The sequence below is a fragment of the Haloferax marisrubri genome (assembly GCF_001469875.2).
Taxonomy (GTDB): Archaea; Halobacteriota; Halobacteria; order Halobacteriales; family Haloferacaceae; genus Haloferax; species Haloferax marisrubri.
This window is the reverse complement of record NZ_LOPW02000005.1, coordinates 73,774-92,915: the sequence shown is the minus strand read 5'-3', so window position 1 is coordinate 92,915 and position 19,142 is coordinate 73,774. Positions and strand designations below refer to the sequence as shown.

Sequence of the window (19,142 nt, the reverse complement as noted above, 5' to 3'; positions counted from 1 at the left end):
CAACATTGATAACACCATACCGCGGCAATCAAATCGCACTGGTTCGGTGCACATCCCGTGACCGAGCGACCCACGAAGATTCGCCCGTCGGTCGTCCCCTGACGGGCGGGGGTCACTCCGCGCATCCGACGCTTCTGAGCGACTGCGCTCGTCTGACTCGACCGTCGAGCCGATGCCTTGAGGTACACCGGCGTCTATCGTGGCTCCACGTCCAACAAGCGATGATACGCGACCCGACCCGACGAGACGGTGGCGAACCGCGCGCGGAGCGACAGCAGTCGGCCCCGGAGCCGACCCCGGCGAGAAACACCCTCGGGAGCGCCTGACCATGTCGGACACGACGCGCGCCGTGCTCGCCGCCGGAACCCTCGTCGCCCTCGCCGCGACGAGCGGGAGCCTCTACTTCAGCCTCGGCCTCGGACTGACGCCCTGCGACCTCTGTTGGTATCAGCGCATCCTGATGTACCCGCTCGTCGTGGTGCTCGGGGTCGCCGCGGTCGAGGACCGGCCCGGCGTCTGGAAGACGGTGCTTCCCCTCTCGGTGGGCGGGCTCGCACTCTCGGGCTACCACTCGTATCTGCAGGTCGCCCCGGGTGCGATTTGCACCGTCGGCGGCCCGTGTACGTCTATCCAGTACCCCATGCTCGGCGGTCTCCTGACGATTCCGCGACTCGCGTTCATCGGGTTCGCGCTCGTGACGCTCCTCGCGGTCGCCGCCGCCCGCCTCGGCGGGTCGGCCGACGACGCGTGGGGGATGTGACCGCGGTTACTCGCTCGAATCGTCGAGGTCGACCATCGGTTCGGGGTAGTCCACGCCCAATTCGACCCCGTAGGTCGCCTGTTCGTCCTCGCTGAGTTCCCACGGTTCGTGGGCGTACTCGGCGGGCAAGGCGTCGAGTTCGGGGAGCCACGTTTTCACGTACTCGGCGTCCTCGTCGTAGCGGTTCGCCTGCCAGCGCACGTCGAACGAGCGGTCCCGCGAGTCGTTGCCGACGCCCGCGATGTAGGCCCAGTTGCCGTAGTTCGACGCGGGGTCGTAATCGACGAGTCGCGTCTCGAAGTAGGCCGCGCCGCGTCGCCAGTCCAGTCTGAGGTCGTTGGCGAGGAACGACGCGGCGTTCTGCCGCCCGCGGTTCGACATGTAGCCGGTCGCGTTCAACTCTCGCATGTTCGCGTCGACGAAGGGGACGCCCGTTTCCCCCGCCGCCCAGCGCTCGAACTGCGCGTCGTCGCTTCGCCAGTCGATGTCGGTCCGCTCTCGGATGCCCTCGCGGCGGAAGAAGTCGCTCCCGTGTTTGGCGAACTGGAACTGGAAGAAGTCGCGCCAGCGGAGTTCGAAGACGAGCCAGTACGTCGAGTCGTTTGCGACCCGCCGGTCCTCGTAGCGGTCCACCTCGGCCTTGACGTACCGCGGGGAGAGACAGCCCTCGTTCAGCCACGGCGAGAGCTTCGAGGAGTAGTCGGCTCCGAGCAGTCCGTTTCGCGTCTCCTTGTACTCCCGGAGGTGGTCGCCCGCCCAGATGTACGACTCCACGCGGTCGAGCGCGGCCGTCTCGCCGCCGTCGAAGGGGAGGACACCGCGTTCGTCTGGGGCGCTCCGGGACTCGGCGACCGAGTTCCCGACGAGGTCGGAGACCGCGGGGAGGTCGCCCGCGGCGGGCGCGTCCCCGGGGAGCGGCGGGACAGTCGGTTCGGGAAGCGGGTCGCGACCGGCGGGGTCGCCGGCGTCCGTGGACTCGTCGCCCGCGCCTCCGTCGCTCTCGTCGGTGTCTTCGGCGGCCGATTCGACCGCCTTCCGGAACGTCGTGTACGTGTCCGGGAGTTCCGAGAGCGCCATCGGGAGGTCGTCGAGGTGGGTGAGCGTGTGGCCCCAGAAGCGCCGGAGTTCGACGCCGCCGTCTCCAAGCGCCCGCTCGACCGCCGCTTCGACGCTCGACTCCTCGGGCGTCGGGTGGGTGTGGACCGTCACGAAGTCGGCGTCGACGGCGTCGGCCACCTCGGGGAGGACGGACTCGGGACGGCCCTCGCGGACGACGAGGTCGCTCCCGCGGTCTCGGAGCGACGACCGCAGGTCGGACAGCGATTCGAGGCGGAAGCGAGCGCGGTGCGCGCCGGTCTTCTCGAAGTCGAAGGAGTCGGACCCGCCGAACGGTCGGTCGCCGTACTCGCGGGGGTCGAGACAGTAGACGGGAACCACGCGGTCGGCGTCGCAGGCGGCCGCGAGCGCCTCGTTGTCGTGCAGGCGGAGGTCGCGGCGGAACCACGCGAGCGAAGTTGGCTCGGACATCGTCGGCGGCGCTTAGGATGGGGGTGACTTGAGTCGAACGGCGGATTCGGTGCTGACACAATAGGGCGTCCCGCGGTTGCTCCGCCCGACCTACGTCCGGCTTCGCGTCTGCAAGCGGAGTTCCGCACCGGCGACGACGGCGACGACGGTGAGCGCGAGTCCGGCGACGAGTCGCGGGTCCACGCGGTCGATGACGGGGACGCCCATCCAGCCGGCGAAGAGGAGCGCGAGTCCGGCCAGACAGGTCGCGAGCGTCAGGAGTGCGAGGGGAGCCTGCGTCGGGTCGTCGTCGGCCAAGAAGTGGTCGAGTTCGGCGGCGCTCGACCCGAGCGAGACGGTCTTCGCCCGCGAGTCGTACGCGACGATACGGAGCGAATCGAGTTTGGGCAGGTGAGTCTGGTGCAGCGAGATGTAGACGCTCTGACGAACGTTCTTCGGGGGCGGCGACTCGCCGGACTCTATCTCGGCGATGTGCTCCGCGAGGTCACCGACCGACTCCGGCCCGTCCCTGTCGCGAAGTCGTTCGAGCGCGAGCCGCCGCCGCTCGTTTCTGAGCACGTCGTGGATGTCGGCCTCGTCGAGCGAGTCGTCGGCCGACCCCTCGGACACGGTCGGCGGGTCAGGTTCGGCCATCGCCCCGTTCAGAGCCAGTCATCGGGCTTCGTGTCGTAGTCGACCTCGCCGGCCGCGATGCGGGCTTCCAGTTCGGCGTCGAGGTCGTGTTCCTCGAACGACTCTCCGTCGTATCGAATCCGAATGGCTCGCTCTTCGGGCGTCGGCTCGCGGCCCCGCCGCCGGGCGACTTCGACCTCGTGTTCGTCGAACTCCTTCGTGATGGTCATCAGGTTCACCGGGCGGCCCCACAGGTGATAGACGCGCTCCAAGACGCCCTTGGCCTGCTTCATGTCGAGGATGACGCCGTTGTACTGGTGGCCCAAGAGGAGCTCCCCGCGGTTGTCGAAGTTCCCGTCGTACACCGCGATGGTCGGCTTTCCGAAGTTGGTGAACTGGAACAGGAGCTTCTTTTTCACGTCCCGGTACTCCGACGAGGAGACGCGGAACTGCTGGGACGACTGGGAGTACTCGTAGGCGAAGTAGTGGTTCGCGCGGACGAACTCCTCGGTGAGGAACGCGTCGAGGAACGTCACGTCGTTGTGGCTCTCGCGAATCTCGCGCATCCGGTCCCAGCCGGCGGTCTTGTCCACGTCGGCGACGGCCGCCTCGACGCTGTCGTACACCTCGTCGTCGAACATGTACCGCGAGAGCTGTTCGAGCTCGGAGCGCCGAATCCGGCTGAGGAACCCGCGGTTCTGCGCTTTGACGAGCGAGTAGTGTCGCTCGGCGAGCCCCTCGTAGGTGAGGAGCTTCCACGGGTACGCCTCGAGGTCGAGCGACTCGTCGCCCGACAGCGCCCTGTCGAGCGTCTCGTGGTCGACTCTGGGGTCGTCGGGGCCGAGTTCGGACAGTTCGTCGAGGGAGTCGGCGCTGACCCCGTCGATAGCGGGGTCCGCCCGGAGGAGTTCCTGTACCTCGTCGAAGTCGACCGTCTCGTGGAAGTTGCGCCACGTGACGCCCTTCACGCGCAGGAGTTTGTCGGCGACCTCCGCGCGGTTCGTCGAGTTCTCGATGTACTCCCACAGCTCCTTGCCGAGCTTGTAGGGGTTGAGCCCGGGCGACCCGAGGACGCGCGACTGGTGGTCGGCGTAGGTGATGAACTCGTCCGTGCCCGCGAAGCGCTCGTCGCCCATCATGAGCGACTCCCAGTAGGCCGCCCAGCCCTCGTTCATCACTTTCGTCATCTTCTGGGCGGCGAAGTAGTACGCCTCCTCGCGGAGCATGTCGAGGACGTCCTTCTGCCACGGCTCCATCTCTTCGGCCTTGCCCGTCTCCTCGTCGTACCGCATGCCGTGTTCGCGGACGTACGCGAGCACGTCCTTCCGGGGGTCCGTGAGCTTCGCGGCCTCGCGTTCGGCCTCCTCGACCTCTTCGAGCCACGCGTCGTCGAACACCTCGCGGCGCACGTCGTCGGAGATGTCGAGGCTGTCCAACTGGGCGCGGATGTCACTGGGGATGCGGCCGTCCTCGTCGGCGGCGGCCTCGCGGATGGTCCGGTGCTGGTCGATGGTGTCTTCCAGACAGAGGACCGCGTCGATGAACTTCTCCACGTCGTCCCGGCTGATTTCCGGGTTCTGCACGTACCGGTCGATGGTCTGGGCGTGGCGTTCGAGCATCGCGGCGGCCGCGAACTGCCCCTCGTCGGAGAACAGCCCGAACCACTGGTTGTTCTTGAAGAAGTCCGAGTGGGCCTCGACGTGCGTGATGACGGCCTTCTGGTCGGCCAGCGAGTTCGACTCCTGGAGGAAGGCGTTCGCCGGGTCGTCGTTGTTGACGATTTCGAACGCCTTGCCCATGCCGAACTGGTCGGTCTTCCGCTGGCGGTCGTAGGTCATCCCCCACCGCCAGTGCGGATATCGCTCTTGGAAGCCGCCGTAGGCGATGAGCTGGTTCATCTCGTCGTAGTTGACCACCCAGTAGTTCACCGGGTAGGGGTCGAGTCCGAGCTTCTTCGCGAGCGCGCCGGCCTCCCGGACGGGCTCGTCGAGTCTGGCGGCCTCGCGCTGTGCGTCTCTGCGGTGTCGTCTGAAACTCATTCTGCTGTCGCCTCCGTGCTGAGGATGGTGTAGATGGCGTCGATGACGTCGTCGGGCTCCGAGACGTACGCGACCACGACGTTACCCTGCTCGCCGAGGCTCCGTTCGACCTCCTCTGCGTGCGTGGCGTTGATGGCGGTCCCGCCGGGCTGGGTCTCCACGTAGGCGTGGAGGTTCGCGTCTATCTCCTGCATGAGCGGGACGACCCGCTCTTTGGTGTCGTTCGAGGAGTTCTCGGAGTCGCCCGCGGCGAAGACGTAGCGGTTCCACTCGCGCCACGGGTAGCGCTCGTCGAGGACCTCCTTCGCCAGTTCGTAGGCCGACGAGATGCGCGTCCCGCCGCCGGAGCGGATGCCGAAGAACTCGTCGCGTTCGACCTCCCACGCCTCCGCGTCGTGGGCGATGTAGACGAACTCGGCGTGGTCGTACTTGCCCGTGAGATACCAGTCGAGCGGGGTGAAGGTGCGCTCGACGAGTTCGCGTTTCGTCTCCCGCATCGACCCCGACACGTCGCGGATGTTGACGACCACGACGTTCGACTGCTTCTTTTCGATGACTTCGGGGTGGCGGTAGCGCTCGTCCTCGCGGCGGAACGGAATCTCGCGGAGCCCCTCGCGGCGGATGCGCTGGATGGCCGTCGTCCGGTCGACGCTCTCTTCCATCTCCTCGAAGGAGGCCCACGTCCCGCGTTCGTCGTCCGGGATGCGGTTCCACTCGTCTTCGATCCACGCCATCGAGACGAGGATGTTTTGCTCGCGGCACCACCGGAACACCTCGCGGGCCGAGGTGCCGTCGACTTTCATCGCCTCGCGGACGAACTCCTCGTCGAAGTCCATCGCGAGCTTTCGCTTCAGGCCCTCCTTGAACAGGCGCTCGAAGTCGAGGGTGCTGTGGGGGCCGCTCCGGGTGATGTCGGTGAAGTCGCCTTCGACCTCCTCGATGACCTCCTTACCCTTCGGTTCGAGTTCGAGGCCGAGTTCCTCGTCCAACGCCTCGGCGAACTGCTCGGGGTCCATCTCGTAGTACTCGTGTTCGGCCCCCTCCTCGCCGGGTTCGCCCTCTTCGCCCTCGCCGTCACCGGGCTGTGGCTGCCCGAGCGGCTGGCCCACGTCGGGCGTGCCGCCTTTGCCCTGTCCGACGCCGCCCATGTCGAGGCGGTCGTACTTGAACTCCGGCAGGTCCACGACCTTGATGGGTATCTTGATGTCTTTCGAGCCGGACGCGCCGAGGTCGCCGTAGGAGATGAACTCCTTGAGGTCTTCGCGGCGCTCTTCGCCCACTTCGCGGAATCGTTCGAGGTCGTCTCTCAGTCCCATGTGTGGCTCACCTCCTTCATCACGGCACGGCTGGTCAGTTCGGCCGACGCGGCGGTGTAACCGCGGTCGACCAGTTCGTCGATGGTGCGGGCTTTCACCCGCGCCGTCTCGGTGTTCGCCGGCGGGTCGTCCCACTGACGGGGGTCGAGGTCGGTGAACAGTCGGCGCACGTCCTCCCAGTCGTGGGTTTCGAGCACCGTCCGGATGACCGGAATCTCGGTGAGGTCCACGTCGGAGACGGTAAAGCCCTCGTCGCGGTTCTCCCACGCGTAGCGGTTGAGCGCGGTGATGACCTTCTCGTTGCGGAAGTTCTCGACCGACTCGGAGGGCTCGTTGCCCTCGTAGTCGTCCGGCGAGAAGCGGCCGAGGTGCTCGGTCTCGAACAGTTTCATGAGAAGCGGGTCGGGGTCGACCGGCCCGCGCTCGGTCTCTATCTGCCCGTCGGACGCCCACGCGTAGACGTGTTCGACGTACTCCTCGACCGTCTCGCGCTCGACGCCCTTGTCGGCGAGGAGCGCGTCGAGCACGTCCGCCTCCTGCTGGTCGAAGATGTACGCTTTGACGATTGCGATGCGGCCCTCGTACTCCGAGGACTCCGCCCGCGAGAACACGGGGGCGTCCGAGAGTTCGGCGACCATCTCGTCGAGCACGTCGGTCGGCATCACCACCGACGACACGTCGAGGTCGGGGTGTCTGCGGTCGATGCGGTCGTGAAGCAGGTCGGCGATGACGTCGCGGGTGAACGTCACGGGAATCCCGTGGGTCCCCTCGGAGTCGCCGATGAACTCGAACGCGGACACCTCGCGGCGCTGGTCGCCGACCTGCAGGTAGCCGCGGTCGAACAACAGCGCCTTGTCCACGAGGTTGAACTCGATGTCCGGGTCGCGCGGCACGTCGTCACCGTCGAGGCGGGTCACGACGCTGTAGAGCGCCGCGGCCTCGACCGCGTGGGGGGCGAGTTCGCGGGTGCGGACTTCGCCCGGCCCCTCGCGCACGTCCAACGAGATGGCCTCGGCGACGCGTTCGGCCATCGTCTCGGGGTCGTCCGTCCAGACGCTCGTCTCGTTGGTCAGCTCTCGGCGGATGAGTTCGGCCTCGAGCGAGAGGTTCGTCAGGTAGCGGAACTCGTGTTTGTTGAGCCGGCGCTTGAGCGCCTTCAGCGGGTCGCGGCCGTTCCTGTCGGCGTACTTGTCGAGTTCGGCGTCGAGGTCCGGGTTCGAGATGATGACGAGCTGGGTGTCGATGTCCATCCCGATTCCCTTGTCCAGTTTGACGTGCCCCTCGTCGGGGACGTTCAGGAGCTTCTGGAGCAGGTCGGCGTGCTGGGTGGCGTCCTCGACGATGGTGAGGAGGCCGTTGCCCTGCGACAGCACCCCGTCGTAGCTGAACGCCTGCGGGTTCTTCCGCCCGCGGGAGTTCAGTTCGCGGAGCATGCTCGGCATCCACGACCCGACCAGTCGCTCCTTGGGCGAGCCGTCGTCCTCCGAGTGGAGGACGCCGACGCCGCGGCCGACGTCGACGACGTAGTTCTTCACCCGGAGGTGTTTCGGGTCGGTGACGGCGCTGAAGAGGTCGCTTTTGCCTGCTCGGCGGAACTCCTCTTCGAGGTAGGTGTACGCCTCCAGACAGAACGGGTCGAGGTCCTCGTCGACGTCGACGGGGATGTGGTCGCCGTTCCTGCTGTTGAGGTCGGCGAGCAGTCGCTTGCGGACCTCCGCGGGGAACACCGAAAGCGGGTGCGACTGGACCGGACTCTCGTACCAGTCCTCGTCGGCGGCGTCGACCTCGCCGCCGTAGGACAGCCCGCGGGTGTCGTCGGCGTTGGCGACGTTCCACTCGACGGTGTAGCGCCGCCCCGCGTCGGTCTTCGAGTACTCCCGAAGGCCGTTGATGAGACAGCGTTTCAACTCGGATTTCCCGGTGGCCGTCGGGCCGTCGAACCAGACGATTTTCTCGGCCTTGCCGCGGTCGGCGGCGATGGTCCGCAGGTCGTCGACGAAGGCGTTCAGCACTTCCGTGTTGCCGAGGACCGCGTGCTCGCCGTCGTTGGCGGGGTCGTCGAAAAAGCGGTAGCGCTCTTTCTCCTCGCCCTGTTCGACCACCTGTCTGGTCCCCATCGACTCGATGGCTTCCAGGAGGTACTTCGACGCGTGGGAGGCGATAGACGGCGACTCGAACGCGGCATCGACGTACTCGCCGAGGCTCATCGGCTCCTCGTAGGTGCCGCGGAGCGCCTCGTCCGCCTCGCGGATGTAGTCTCGCATGGTCACCCTTCGAGTTCGGTCTTCGCCACCTCCGCACCGGCGAACTCGAGCACCTCCCGTGCGCCGTCGCGCGAGTAGCCCTGGTCGACGAGCGCGTCGATCCACGCGTTGCGTTCGTCGTCGTCAAGCTCGTTCGCGCTCACGAGCGCCGAGAAGTTGATGTTGTGTTTCTTGTCCTCCCAGAGCTTGCGTTCGAGGGCGCGGCGGAGGCGGTCGTTGTCCTGCGGGTTGAACGACGTGCCCTCGCGGGCGCGCCGGGAGACCCAGTTGGAGACCTCCTGTCGGAAGTCGTCCTTGCGGTCCTCGGGGATGTTGAGTTTCTCCTCGACCGCGCGGAGGAACTTCTCGTCGGGGTCCTGGTCGCGGCCCGTCAGTTCGTCTTCGACCGTCGCGTCGTCGATGTAGGCCATGACGTGGTCCATGTACTTCTCGCCCTGCCGGCGAATCTCGTCGATGTCGTAGGCGAGGGCGTGGCGCACGTCCTCGATGGCGCGCTCTTTGTACTCCTCGCGGACCATCTCGAGGTAGCGGTGGTAGCGTTCGAGGTTCTCCTCGGGAATCGACCCGTGGTTCTCGAGGTTCTCTTCGAGGTGGGTGAACGAGGACAGCGGCGAGAGGTAGCCGCGGCCGCGGTGGGTCGCGTCCATGATGGCCTCGGCGATTTCGTCGCCGATGAACCGGGCGGAGACGCCGTCCATGCCCTCTGCGATGTCCGCTTTCTTCTCGCCTTCCTCGCGGAGTTTGCGCACGTCCACGTCGTCGCCGTCGTCCAACTCGCCGTTGTAGGCCTTCGCCTTCTGGACGAGCGAGATGGTGTCGGAGTCGGGTTCGACGATACGCGTCAGGACGCCGAACAGCCCGGACATCTCCAGCGTGTGCGGCTCGACGTGGATGTCGGGCACGTCGGCGTTGCGGAGCATCTTCCGGTAGATTTCGGCCTCCTGTTCGTACTCGAGGACGTACGGGAAGTCGATGCGCTTGGTCCGGTCGTTGAACGCCTCCATCTTCTCGTCGCCCTTCTTCTCGCGGTATTCGGGCATGTTCGTCCGCCCGACGATGACCTGGTCGATGTCGATTCGGGGGTTGTTCTTCGGCTTGATTGTCTGTTCCTGCGAGGCGTGCAGGAAGTCGTAGAGGAACTCGCGCTGGAGCTTCAGCAGTTCCTCGCCGGAGAAGATGCCGCGGTTTGCGTTACAGAACGCGCCGGCGTAGTCGAACGCCCGCGGGTCGGACTCGCCGTACACCGCGAGTTTCGAGTAGTTGACGTCGCCGGTGAGTTCCGTCTCGTCTTGGTTCTTCTTGTCCTTCGGCTCGAACGTCTCGATGCACTGGCGTTTGTTCTCGGAGGCGACGAGCCGGATGATTTCGATGTGGTTCTCGACGACCTCCTCTAAGTCGTCGTCGTAGTGGGCGAGCAGTCGGTCCATGTAGAACTCCGAGGCGGGGTCTAACGCCTGGTCGTTCCGGATGGTGTAGGGCGCGTCGAGGTTCTCGTTCAACTGCTCGACGACCACGTCGCGCTGTTCCTGCGGGAGCAACACGAGCGGGTCCTGATTCATCGGCGATTGGACCACGTCGTCGGACGGGTCCTGGTCGCGGATGACGTCGCCGAGGTTCGTCCACCGGAAGGTGTACATCCGCCCCTCGTCGGACATGGTGTAGTCCTCGAAGTAGCGGCGGGAAATCCAGTCGAAGTGCGACTTCCCGGAGCCGACGGGGCCCAAGAGGAGTTTGATGCGTTTTTCGGGACCGAGGCCGCGGGCCCCCGATTTCACCTTGTTGACGAACTCGTGAATCGACTCGTGAACTTCGCGGCCGTAGAAGACGTTTTCACCGTCGTGAAGGGGGTCTTCGGAGGCCATGAGGTACTCCACGACGCCCGCGTCCTCGTCGTAACGGGTGCCGTAGAAGTCGAACATGTCCGCCACGCGTTGGTGGGCGTTGCGAGCGATCTTTGGGTGAGCGTAGACCTCTTCCAAGTACCACTCGAAGCTCTTCGCCTCGCGGAGGTCCGCGGGCACGGAGTCTTTGTAGTGCTTGCTCAGGTCTGCGAGTGTTTCAATTTCGCCGGTCATTGTTCGTGGAGCCTCGTCGGACCAGCCGTCCGGAGACGACCGAGGGCGACGCGCCCGCGTTCGCGGGTCGCAGACGACACACCACGAGCCACGGACCCGCGGCGACAGACCGCGGGCGGTGAGTCAAAGTGCGTCGCCGCCGCTGCGCGCTTACGACGGGTCGGCGACGGGCGACAGAATCGGCGATTTGCAGACGATGCGCGACGGCTCGCTCGGCCCGGGGACCGAGACTACCAATCAATGAGAGACGTTAACATATAACGCTTTCTGTGAAAGTAGTCAAATGACTGTCTCGAACGCCGACCAATCCAGATACGTACCACATCGTGTGACCCTCCAACTGGCCGACGTGTGTCGATTTAATCGGCGATTCATTCGGTTGACGGTCCCGTTAATCGGGTCGGCTGGGATTCATGTCGTCTGCGTCGGATCGCTTTCGAGGGGGAAACCAGCCCCTGTCGAGTCGGCGTCGCGGCGACCGACAGGAGCGGCGGAAGCGGGAAGGCTTAGGACGCGCGGCGGACTAGCACGCCCATGACCGACCTGCCCGACGGGTGGACCCTCTGGAACGACGAACACGAGGGGCGGCGCATCCTCGCGTTTCGCCCGGACGTGTTCAACGAGAGCGCCTTTCCCGCCGAGTGCATGCCGACCGTCTTCGTGTGGAACGGGTCGCGGGCGAAGCGACCGGGGGCGACGCAGATACGCACCGAGACGTGGCACGCCGTACTCTACCTCGAACCCGAAATCGAAGCCGTCGTCGAGGAGTTCGACTCCCGCGAGGCGGCCGTCGAGGGCGCGACCGACATCGCCGGGCGCTTTTCCGACGGCGAGATAGACTACCGGAGCGCCTACCAAGTCCCCCGCGAGGAGTACTTCGAGAAGCTCGACGAGCTGACCGGGCGGGAGCCTTAACCACCTCGCAGGAGAACCACCGCTATGACCTCCGTTACGCTCGTCGGTGCCCGCCTGACCGACCCCGGCACCGAGTTCGTCTACCACGGTGAATCGAGCGCCTGTGAGGGCTGTCCGTACCGCCGGCAGTGTCTCAACCTCACCGAGGGCGTCCGCTATCGGGTCCTCGACGTGCGCGAGAACACGCAGGTCCTCGACTGCGCCGTCCACGACGAGGGCGTCCGCGCCGTCGAGGTGGAACCGGCCCCGGTCACGGCGAACGTCCCCTCGAAGGGCGCGTACGCCGGGAGCAAGGCCAGCCTGCAGGGCCCCTGCCCGCACACCGAGTGCCCCAGCCACGAGTACTGCGTCCCCGAGGGCGCCGAGTTCGACCAGGAGTACCGCATCCACGACGTGCTCGGCGACCCGCCGCACGACCACTGCCACCTCGACCGGAACCTGACGCTCGTCGAGTTCGAACCCGCAGACGAGTAGGGGTTTTTGTGGTCCCCGGCCGCTGGCTGTGACATGACGACCGCCGTCTTCTTCGACCTCGACCTGACGCTCCTCCGCTACACCGCCGAGTTCGAGACCATCTTCGACCGGGCGGTTCCGGACGCTCCCGAAGGTGCCTACGACCGGTATCTCTCCGTCTTCTTCGACGCCTTCGAGGACCTCGCAGTTGACCCCTACGCGGTCGGCTTCGAGGCGCTCACCGACGAGTTCGACATCGACGACGACCCGGAGGCGCTCGTGGCGCGCTACGCGGCGGCCGAACTCGCCGCCACGACGGTTCCCGCGTCGGCCCGCGAGGCGCTCGTCCGCGTCGCCGACCGCCGACCGACCGGGATTCTCACGAACGGCGCGCCGGCGGTCCAGCGGGCGAAATTCGAACGTCACGACCTCACGGACGTCGTCGACGCCGTCGTCGTGTCGAACGACCCCGCGGTCGCCTCGCGGAAGCCCGATTCGGGCATCTTCGAGGCCGCGGAGACCGCCCTCCCGGCCGACGACTACGTCTACGTCGGCGACACCTACGACGAGGACGTGGTCGGGGCGAGAAACGCCGGGTGGGAGGCGTACCACGTCGGCGGCGAGGGGCCCGACGGCGACCCAACCGACGACGCCCCGGACGACCCGGCGTCGGTCGAATCGGTCGCCGACGCGGTGGCTCGAATCCTCGGTGAAGACGGCGCGTAGCGCGGGAGAAACGAGAGAGCCGACCGACTACGGGAGCGTGCCGACCTTCTCGCCGGCGTAGCCGAAGATGTCGGCGTAGCCGTACGCGGAGAGGAGAATGGGGTAGAAGTCGCGGTCGGCGACGAACTGCTCGGCGTCGGCGCGGGCGAACGTCTCGCCGGCGGCGACGGGTTCAAAGTTGGTCGCGTGGACCTCGTACTGGTCGGCCGGTGGCTTGGGAAGCCGTTCGAGCAGGCGGAACACGTCGAGGCTGTTCTCCTCGGGGATGCCGAGTTTCAGGCGGTCGTCCTCGGTCTGCGAGTCGGTTCCCTCGGGGTCGTCGGTCTGGCTTCCCCCGTCGCTCGCGACGGCCGGCGCGGGGAGGACGTTGGTCGCGGTGAGGAACGCCCGGATGAGCCAGTAGGCGTTGTCGGCGGCTTCGTCGGACTTCTGGAGGCCGGCTTCGACCTCGATGGTGTGGGCGTGCTCGATGAGGCGGCCCTCCGCGAAGTGGTTCGTCTCGACGGCCACGTCGACCGGGAGCCGGGGGAGAATCGACCGGGAGATGGCGTCGACGGAGTCAACGATGGCGAACGGTTCGGCGTACGACTGGGTGGAGTGAAGCGAGAAGGCGGTGGTCCCGCGGACCTCGCGGCCGAGGTCGTGGGCGAGGCGTCGCTCGTGGCTCTCGGCGTTGGGGTCACCGGGGAACGCCCGGTTGAGGTCCTCGTCGAGATAGCGCTCGTCCGCCGCCAGCGCCTCCTCGTTGGCGACGATGAGTTTCACCGGGCGCTCGACGTCGGGGTCCTCCGCGACGAACCGCTCGATGGCGCGAGCGCCGCACGGTTCGTCGCCGTGGATAGACCCGACGACCGACACGTCGGGCGTGCCGTCACCGAGTTCGTAGATTCGCATTGCCGGTTCCTAGAACTGGACGCTAAAGGACTTTTAGATTCTCCCGGTTCACGCTGCTTTCGCTGACGTGTCAGCGGGAACTACTGATTCGGAGGGCGGGGAACCGCGCCCCGACGCGGTTAGTGGTCGAGTCCCTCGACGTACTCGTAGTCGGCGGGGTAAGCGGTCGCGCGGTGGCCGTCGAGTTCGATTCGCCAGTCGTGGAGCGCCGTCGGGTCGTCCAGCGCCGCCCGGAGCGTCTCGCGCACGTCGTCCACGTCGACGCCGTAGAAGTCGCTCGGGACGCCGCGGATGTACTCCAGCGCCGTCTCGAACAGCGACCGCATCCCCGCGTCGTTCTCGAAGTCGAAGTGCTTGTACGCGCCGGCGGCGACCTGCACCATCCCGTGGAGGAAGGCGCTTTCGGCGGTCCCCGCGCCGTAGTTGTACCACTCGTCTTCGAAGCAGTCGTGGCTCTCGTGGAAGTCGCCGGCGTTGAACAGGCGGACGCCGTGTTCGACCGCCCGCCGGAGCGTCGCGTGCTCCCACATCCGCAGGTCGTCGTTCCACCCCGTGGGGTTGCCGAGCGGCGGGGCAACGCTCGGGTCGCGGGTGTGTTCGTCCATGTGAGTCAGGGCGACCGGAAGGCCGGTAACTCCATCGGTGGCGACACCCGTCGCGCGGCTTTTTCGCTCGGGCGCGCCAACAGTCAGACATGCCGGACACGATAGAGTCCACCCACTGCGGGAGCGACGTTCGGCGTCACGACCCCGTCTTCGTGGCGGAACTCGAAGCCGGCGAGCGCGTGCCGGCGGGCGCGTTCTGCAACTACGCGTGCCTCTCGTCGCACATCGACGCGGCGGGGCTGACGACCGGCGCGTCCTGCGAGTGGCGACCGGAGTAGGTCCCGTCCGGGTTCCGACTACCCGCCGCGACCCCTGACCTATTTACCCTGCTTGGTCCTTTCGAGCGTATGGCACTCGCATCAGCACTCGTGGCCGGCGGGGTCATCGGCGTCCGGCACGCGCTGGAAGCCGACCACCTCGCCGCCGTCGCGACGATGGTCGAAGACGACGACCGACCGAGCATCGTCGGCGCCTCGTGGGGCGTCGGACACTCGATTCCGATTGCCGTCGTCGGTCTCACCTTCGTCGCGCTCGGCGTCCGCCTGCCCGAGTCGGTGACGCACTTCTTCGAAGTCGTCGTCGGTGCGATTCTCGTCCTCCTCGGCGCGCGGATGCTCCTCCGGGCCGCCGGCGTGTCGGTGCCGACGCTCCGCGGCCACGACCACGACAGCGGCGTTCACCGGCACCTCTCGCTCGGAAGCGTCGCGTTCGGGACCAAGCACACGCACGTCCACGACGAGTCGTTCGGGGTCGGCGTCCTCCACGGCTTCGCCGGGAGTGGCGCGCTCGTCATCGCGATGGTCTCGACCGCGCCCGCGGTGGGGCAGGCCGTCGCGTTCCTCGCGGCGTTCAGCCTCCTCACTATCGCCACGATGGCGACCGTCTCGTTCCTCTGGGGCCGCTCGATGGCGGTCGGCGGCACGCGCGTCCTCCGCGCCGCGGCCGGCGTCGTCGGCATCGCCGTCGGCGGCCTCCTCGTCGTTGAGCAGTTCGGCGGCCTCGTCTGACGTTTCGCAACGTTTTAGCGGTCCCCCTGTCGTACTTGAGTACGCGCGAGGGTAGCTAAGTCAGGAAAAAGCGGCGGACTCAAGATCCGCTCCCGTAGGGGTCCGTGGGTTCAAATCCCTCCCCTCGCACTTGTCCCGAGAGACAACGTGACGAGTGGCACGTTCGTCCAGCGGGATTCGAGTCAGGGAGCGTAAGCGACCGCGATTCAGCCCTCCGTTCCGCGGGCGGGAAAACGGACGCCGAGACGGCACGCCATCCAATATAAACCCGACCGCGCTGTCGCCGATGCGCTCGCTTCTGGTCTCGTCGTGTTCTCTGTCGCACCGCCGCTTCAGCGCCGCGACACACATCCCGAACAATTCATCATGAACAGACCACGTTTCCGGTGAAAACCGCCGGATAGGTCCCGACCGAGGGCGACATTCGGCGACGGGCTCGACTCATCAGTCGGTCAAGTTGACTATCAGTCTTCCCGGACGGTCCAGAATTTATCAGAAACATTCATTATGTTATCGAGCCTACTGTAGTGTTGCCGGAAGCGCAAGGACGCACCGGATGACCAAACCGAATCTGTCGGGCGACGTGAAAGGCGTCGACGATGGTACGCATCGCAAGATGCGGAGGAATGGAATCGACACGAACACCGAGTCTTTCGTAACAGGAAGACGAGGTCAAAGTGCCGAAGAGGAACCGAAGCAGCCCCGTAACCGCTCTGCGAGCGAGCGGCGGGAAGACCAAGTACCGGACCACGAGGAATCGGAGTTCGGGAAGTCGGCGCAAGCCGAAAACGGTCGTGAGGGCTGTGGAAAACGTCTTCCGTCCGGGTTCTAATTGCGGGTTCTGGCTTTTCCGTTATTCGCCCTTCGAGCGGGCGGGCCGTCTCGTGCGGCGCAGTTCACGACGCGTCGAGTCCGGCTCGAACCGGCAACGACGCTATGGCCGGACCAACTGACTCATCAGCCGGAGGTACTCCGAGGCGACGAGCGGTTCGTCGGCCGCGGTCCGCTCGACGGCCGCCACGCCGTGTTTCAGTTTCTCCTTGAGCGGGCTCGGCGGCACCTTGTGGCCGAGCACGCGGGACGCCGTCTCGACGTGTTCCAGCGCGGTTTCGGCGTCGCCGGCTCTGACCGCCGCTCTGGCGTCGTCGAAGGACGCCGCGAGCGACTCGCGGACTCGCACCGGGAGGTCGATAGCGTCTGACACGCCACGAGGTAAACCGTCCATCGACATAAGCCACCGGGCCGCGTCGGCGTCGGGTCGGTGGATATAGGCACCTGCCGGTCCTGTCACGCCCATGAACGAACTCGACGCCCGGGCGGACCGGGCACAGCGCGCGGCCCGCGACGGCGGCGCAGTCGCGCGACGCGCCTTCAGAACCGGCATCGCCGTCGAGACGAAAGACGGGAAGACGGACGTGGTCACGCAGGCCGACAAGGACGCCCAGCGCCGCGTCGTCGAGCGAATCCGCGGGGCGTTTCCCGACGACCCCATCGTCGGCGAGGAGGAAGACGAACTCAAATCGGTGCCCGAGACGGGCCCGGCGTGGGTCGTCGACCCCATCGACGGGACGAACAACTTCGTCCGCAACGTGCCGGTGTGGGCGACCGCGGTCGCCGCCGTCCGCGACGGCGACCCGGTCGCGGCGGCCAACTACCTCCCCGCGCTCGACGACTGCTACGCGGCCGACGACGAGACGGCCTACCGAAACGGCGAGGAAATCTCGGTGAGCCAGCGCGACGACCCCGAGACGTGTACGGTCTGTCCGACGTTCTGGTGGGATTACGACGCCCGCGACGAGTACGCCGCCGCGGCCCGAGCCATCGTCACGCGCTTTGGCGACCTCCGTCGCTACGGGAGCATGCAGGTCGTGCTCTCGTACGTCGCCGACGGCTCGCTCGACGGCGTCATCACGAACAAGCGGGCGAACCCGTGGGACTCGGTCGCCGGCGTACACCTCATTCGGATGGCTGGCGGGACGGTCACAGACCTCGACGGCAACGAGTGGCGGCACGACTCGGAGGGTCTCGTCGCCTCGAACGGGCGCGTCCACGACGTCGTGCTGGAGGCGGCCCGCGAAATCGACGGACGGTAGAACCGAGATCCCGGCGTCGTCTGACGGTCGCGGGCGGGGCCGTCACTCCCTCGCGGACGCGGGCGCATCCCCATCCGCAAGTGCGAAGTTACCCCCCATCAGTAGGGATAGCATGGACCTCGACGCGACGGACCGGGCGATTCTCCGGATTCTGATGGAAGACGCGCGGACCCCGTTCAGCGAAATCGCTCGCAGAATCGATATGTCGAGTGCGACGGTTCACGACCGGGTCGGCCGGATGGAAGACGCCGGCGTCATCGAGGGCTACCACGCCCACGTCGACCCGCGGCAAGTCGGGCTGGGTACCTCCGCGCTGGTCGGCTTCCGAGTCAAGCAGGGCCGCGAGAAGGAGGCGCTCCAACAGCTCCGCGACATCGACGGCGTCCAAGAGATCAACCTCACCACCGGCGAGTGGGACGTGATGCTCCGGGTGTACGCCGAGGACACCGACGCCCTGCGCGAACTCATGTTCGACCACATCGCCGAACTCGACGGGTTCTCTCGGTCCCAGACGATGGTCATCCTCGGGACGGAGTACGACGACCCGGTGTTGCCGATTCGCGAGCCGGACGACGAGGACTGAGCCCGCCCGTCGCGGAACTGATTCGCCCCGCCGAGGCGTGCGCGGGGAGTGCGAGAGACCGGAACCCTAAACAGGCCCGCCGTCGGGGTATCGGCTATGGCAACGGTAGCAGAGCGAATGGGTCTCGACTCCGAGCGCCTCTGGGGGCTCGGCGTCGTGGCCATCCTCGTCGCCCTCGTCGGCGGGTCGCTCGCGTTCCCTCGCGTCGTCTACGACGGCTTCATCTGGCACTACTTCTGGGGCCCCGTCCAAGCCGACGCGAACTCGGCCGTCTGCGCGGTTCGGGCGAACGGCGTCACGCAGTATCTCGACACGGCGTCGGCCTGCGCCGCCGCGGCCGAACCCGTCGCGTACCCCGGCTACACGCTCGTCTCCGAGGTCGGGTACATGGTCACGCTCGTCATCGCCCTCTCGGGCGTCGTGTTCCTCCTCCGCCGTCTCGACATCGGCGAGAGCCCGCGGTTCTTCTACGCGCTCTTCCCGTTCATGTTGTTCGGCGGCGCGTTCCGCGTGGTCGAGGACGCTAACGACTCGCCCGGCGTCGCCGACGCGCTTATCAGCTACCCGCTGAACACGCTCGTCATCAGCCCGGTCATCTACGTGACCGTCTTCGCAATCACCCTCGTCGCCGTCGTCGGGAGCGTCCTCGCCGAGCGGCGGGGGCTCGTCGACGACTACGTGAAGCCGCTGTTCGGGGCCGGCCTCGCGGTGCTCGCGGTCACGCTCGGCTACCTCCTGTGGGCCGGCCTCACCGGCGCGCAGGGCGCGACGTTCTACCCGCAGGTGCTCGCCGTCATCCTCGTCGGCGCGACGCTCACCGCCGCGGCGACGTGGTGGCTCGTCGAGCGCTTCGCCCCCGAGGTCAACGAGGGGACCGGGTACATCGGCCTCGTCGTCATCTGGGGCCACGCCGTCGACGGCGTGGCGAACGTCATCGGCCTCGACTGGATGGTCGCGCTCGGCGCGGGGAACAACCTCGTCCCGAAGCACCCGGTGAACCAGGCCGTCGTCGACTTCACGGCCTCCACGCTCCCCGAGTCGGTGCTGGCCGTCACGGGCGACGCGTGGCCGTTCCTGCTCGTCAAGCTCGTGGCCGCGACGGCCGTCGTCTGGGTGTTCGACGAGCAGATATTCGAGGACAGCCCGCGCTACGCAATCTTGCTTCTCATCGCCGTTCTCGCGGTCGGGCTCGGACCGGGGAGCCGTGACATGCTCCGCGCGACGTTCGGCGTCTAACCGGCCCGCCGCCTCTTCCGCTCCGACCGCTTTTCAG

At 66.8% G+C, this 19,142-nt stretch carries 18 protein-coding genes and 1 tRNA gene; 10 read left to right on the top strand and 9 right to left on the bottom strand.

Features of this window, described 5'->3' with window-relative positions; translation table 11 throughout:
• The first annotated feature begins 328 nt into the window (after positions 1-328).
• Positions 329-760, top strand: a complete 432-nt coding sequence (locus AUR65_RS04880; RefSeq protein ID WP_058568974.1) for a disulfide bond formation protein B — start codon at positions 329-331, stop codon at positions 758-760.
• A gap of 6 nt (positions 761-766) precedes the next feature.
• Here the strand turns inward: AUR65_RS04880 and AUR65_RS04875 are convergent, their stop codons facing one another.
• The 6 genes from AUR65_RS04875 to AUR65_RS04850 all read right to left on the bottom strand — a co-directional run bounded on the left by AUR65_RS04875 (position 767) and on the right by AUR65_RS04850 (position 10,593).
• Positions 767-2,287 (bottom strand): DASH family cryptochrome, encoded by a 1,521-nt coding sequence (locus AUR65_RS04875; protein WP_058568973.1) that lies wholly within the window; start codon positions 2,285-2,287, stop codon positions 767-769.
• Between the two features lie 90 nt (positions 2,288-2,377).
• A complete protein-coding gene (locus AUR65_RS04870; protein ID WP_058568972.1) occupies positions 2,378-2,920 on the bottom strand; it encodes a DUF7344 domain-containing protein in 543 nt (180 codons plus the stop codon).
• Between the two features lie 8 nt (positions 2,921-2,928).
• Positions 2,929-4,938, bottom strand: coding sequence for a SpoVR family protein (locus AUR65_RS04865; RefSeq protein WP_058568971.1), 2,010 nt, complete (start codon positions 4,936-4,938; stop codon positions 2,929-2,931).
• Entirely contained in the window at positions 4,935-6,254 is a 1,320-nt protein-coding gene (locus tag AUR65_RS04860) for a YeaH/YhbH family protein (RefSeq protein WP_058568970.1), read from the bottom strand. Before AUR65_RS04860 ends, AUR65_RS04865 begins: the two co-directional genes overlap by 4 nt.
• Positions 6,245-8,524: a PrkA family serine protein kinase gene (locus AUR65_RS04855; protein WP_394337334.1), complete on the bottom strand. Its 2,280-nt coding sequence runs from the start codon at positions 8,522-8,524 to the stop codon at positions 6,245-6,247. Before AUR65_RS04855 ends, AUR65_RS04860 begins: the two co-directional genes overlap by 10 nt.
• Positions 8,521-10,593 (bottom strand): PrkA family serine protein kinase, encoded by a 2,073-nt coding sequence (locus AUR65_RS04850; RefSeq protein WP_058568968.1) that lies wholly within the window; start codon positions 10,591-10,593, stop codon positions 8,521-8,523. Before AUR65_RS04850 ends, AUR65_RS04855 begins: the two co-directional genes overlap by 4 nt.
• A gap of 534 nt (positions 10,594-11,127) precedes the next feature.
• Here AUR65_RS04850 and AUR65_RS04845 point away from each other — a divergent pair.
• The 3 genes from AUR65_RS04845 to AUR65_RS04835 are packed head-to-tail and all read left to right on the top strand — an operon-like array spanning position 11,128 to position 12,687.
• Positions 11,128-11,508: a DUF5820 family protein gene (locus tag AUR65_RS04845; RefSeq protein WP_058568967.1), complete on the top strand. Its 381-nt coding sequence runs from the start codon at positions 11,128-11,130 to the stop codon at positions 11,506-11,508.
• Positions 11,509-11,532: 24 nt separating this feature from the next.
• Positions 11,533-11,982: a UPF0179 family protein gene (locus AUR65_RS04840; RefSeq protein WP_004061267.1), complete on the top strand. Its 450-nt coding sequence runs from the start codon at positions 11,533-11,535 to the stop codon at positions 11,980-11,982.
• Between the two features lie 33 nt (positions 11,983-12,015).
• Complete coding sequence (locus AUR65_RS04835; RefSeq protein WP_058568966.1) at positions 12,016-12,687, top strand: HAD family hydrolase; 672 nt, start codon at positions 12,016-12,018, stop codon at positions 12,685-12,687.
• A gap of 27 nt (positions 12,688-12,714) precedes the next feature.
• On the opposite strand, the gene AUR65_RS04830 is transcribed toward AUR65_RS04835, so the two are convergent.
• Positions 12,715-13,581: a M14 family metallopeptidase gene (locus AUR65_RS04830; RefSeq protein ID WP_058568965.1), complete on the bottom strand. Its 867-nt coding sequence runs from the start codon at positions 13,579-13,581 to the stop codon at positions 12,715-12,717.
• Positions 13,582-13,700: 119 nt separating this feature from the next.
• The gene (locus AUR65_RS04825; protein ID WP_058568964.1) at positions 13,701-14,186 is read right to left on the bottom strand and encodes a DUF309 domain-containing protein; all 486 of its coding nucleotides are present in this window, start codon (positions 14,184-14,186) and stop codon (positions 13,701-13,703) included.
• Between the two features lie 89 nt (positions 14,187-14,275).
• On the opposite strand from AUR65_RS04825, the gene AUR65_RS04820 reads away from it, so the two are divergent.
• The 3 genes from AUR65_RS04820 to AUR65_RS04810 all read left to right on the top strand — a co-directional run bounded on the left by AUR65_RS04820 (position 14,276) and on the right by AUR65_RS04810 (position 15,322).
• Entirely contained in the window at positions 14,276-14,464 is a 189-nt protein-coding gene (locus AUR65_RS04820; RefSeq protein ID WP_058568963.1) for a hypothetical protein, read from the top strand.
• 69 nt (positions 14,465-14,533) lie between these two features.
• Positions 14,534-15,193: a sulfite exporter TauE/SafE family protein gene (locus AUR65_RS04815; protein ID WP_058568962.1), complete on the top strand. Its 660-nt coding sequence runs from the start codon at positions 14,534-14,536 to the stop codon at positions 15,191-15,193.
• A gap of 45 nt (positions 15,194-15,238) precedes the next feature.
• A tRNA-Leu gene (locus AUR65_RS04810) sits at positions 15,239-15,322 on the top strand.
• An 805-nt stretch (positions 15,323-16,127) separates the two neighbouring features.
• Here the strand turns inward: AUR65_RS04810 and AUR65_RS04805 are convergent.
• The gene (locus tag AUR65_RS04805; protein WP_058568961.1) at positions 16,128-16,397 is read right to left on the bottom strand and encodes a hypothetical protein; all 270 of its coding nucleotides are present in this window, start codon (positions 16,395-16,397) and stop codon (positions 16,128-16,130) included.
• 91 nt (positions 16,398-16,488) lie between these two features.
• Between AUR65_RS04805 and AUR65_RS04800 the strand changes: the two genes are divergently transcribed.
• From AUR65_RS04800 to AUR65_RS04790, 3 genes are all read left to right on the top strand, one after another.
• Positions 16,489-17,286, top strand: a complete 798-nt coding sequence (locus tag AUR65_RS04800; RefSeq protein WP_058568960.1) for an inositol monophosphatase family protein — start codon at positions 16,489-16,491, stop codon at positions 17,284-17,286.
• 112 nt (positions 17,287-17,398) lie between these two features.
• The gene (locus AUR65_RS04795) at positions 17,399-17,869 is read left to right on the top strand and encodes an Lrp/AsnC family transcriptional regulator (RefSeq protein WP_004044674.1); all 471 of its coding nucleotides are present in this window, start codon (positions 17,399-17,401) and stop codon (positions 17,867-17,869) included.
• A gap of 117 nt (positions 17,870-17,986) precedes the next feature.
• Positions 17,987-19,105 carry a DUF63 family protein gene (locus AUR65_RS04790; protein WP_199180569.1) on the top strand — a complete coding sequence of 373 codons (1,119 nt, stop codon included), beginning with the start codon at positions 17,987-17,989 and terminating at the stop codon, positions 19,103-19,105.
• Positions 19,106-19,142: the final 37 nt, after the last annotated feature.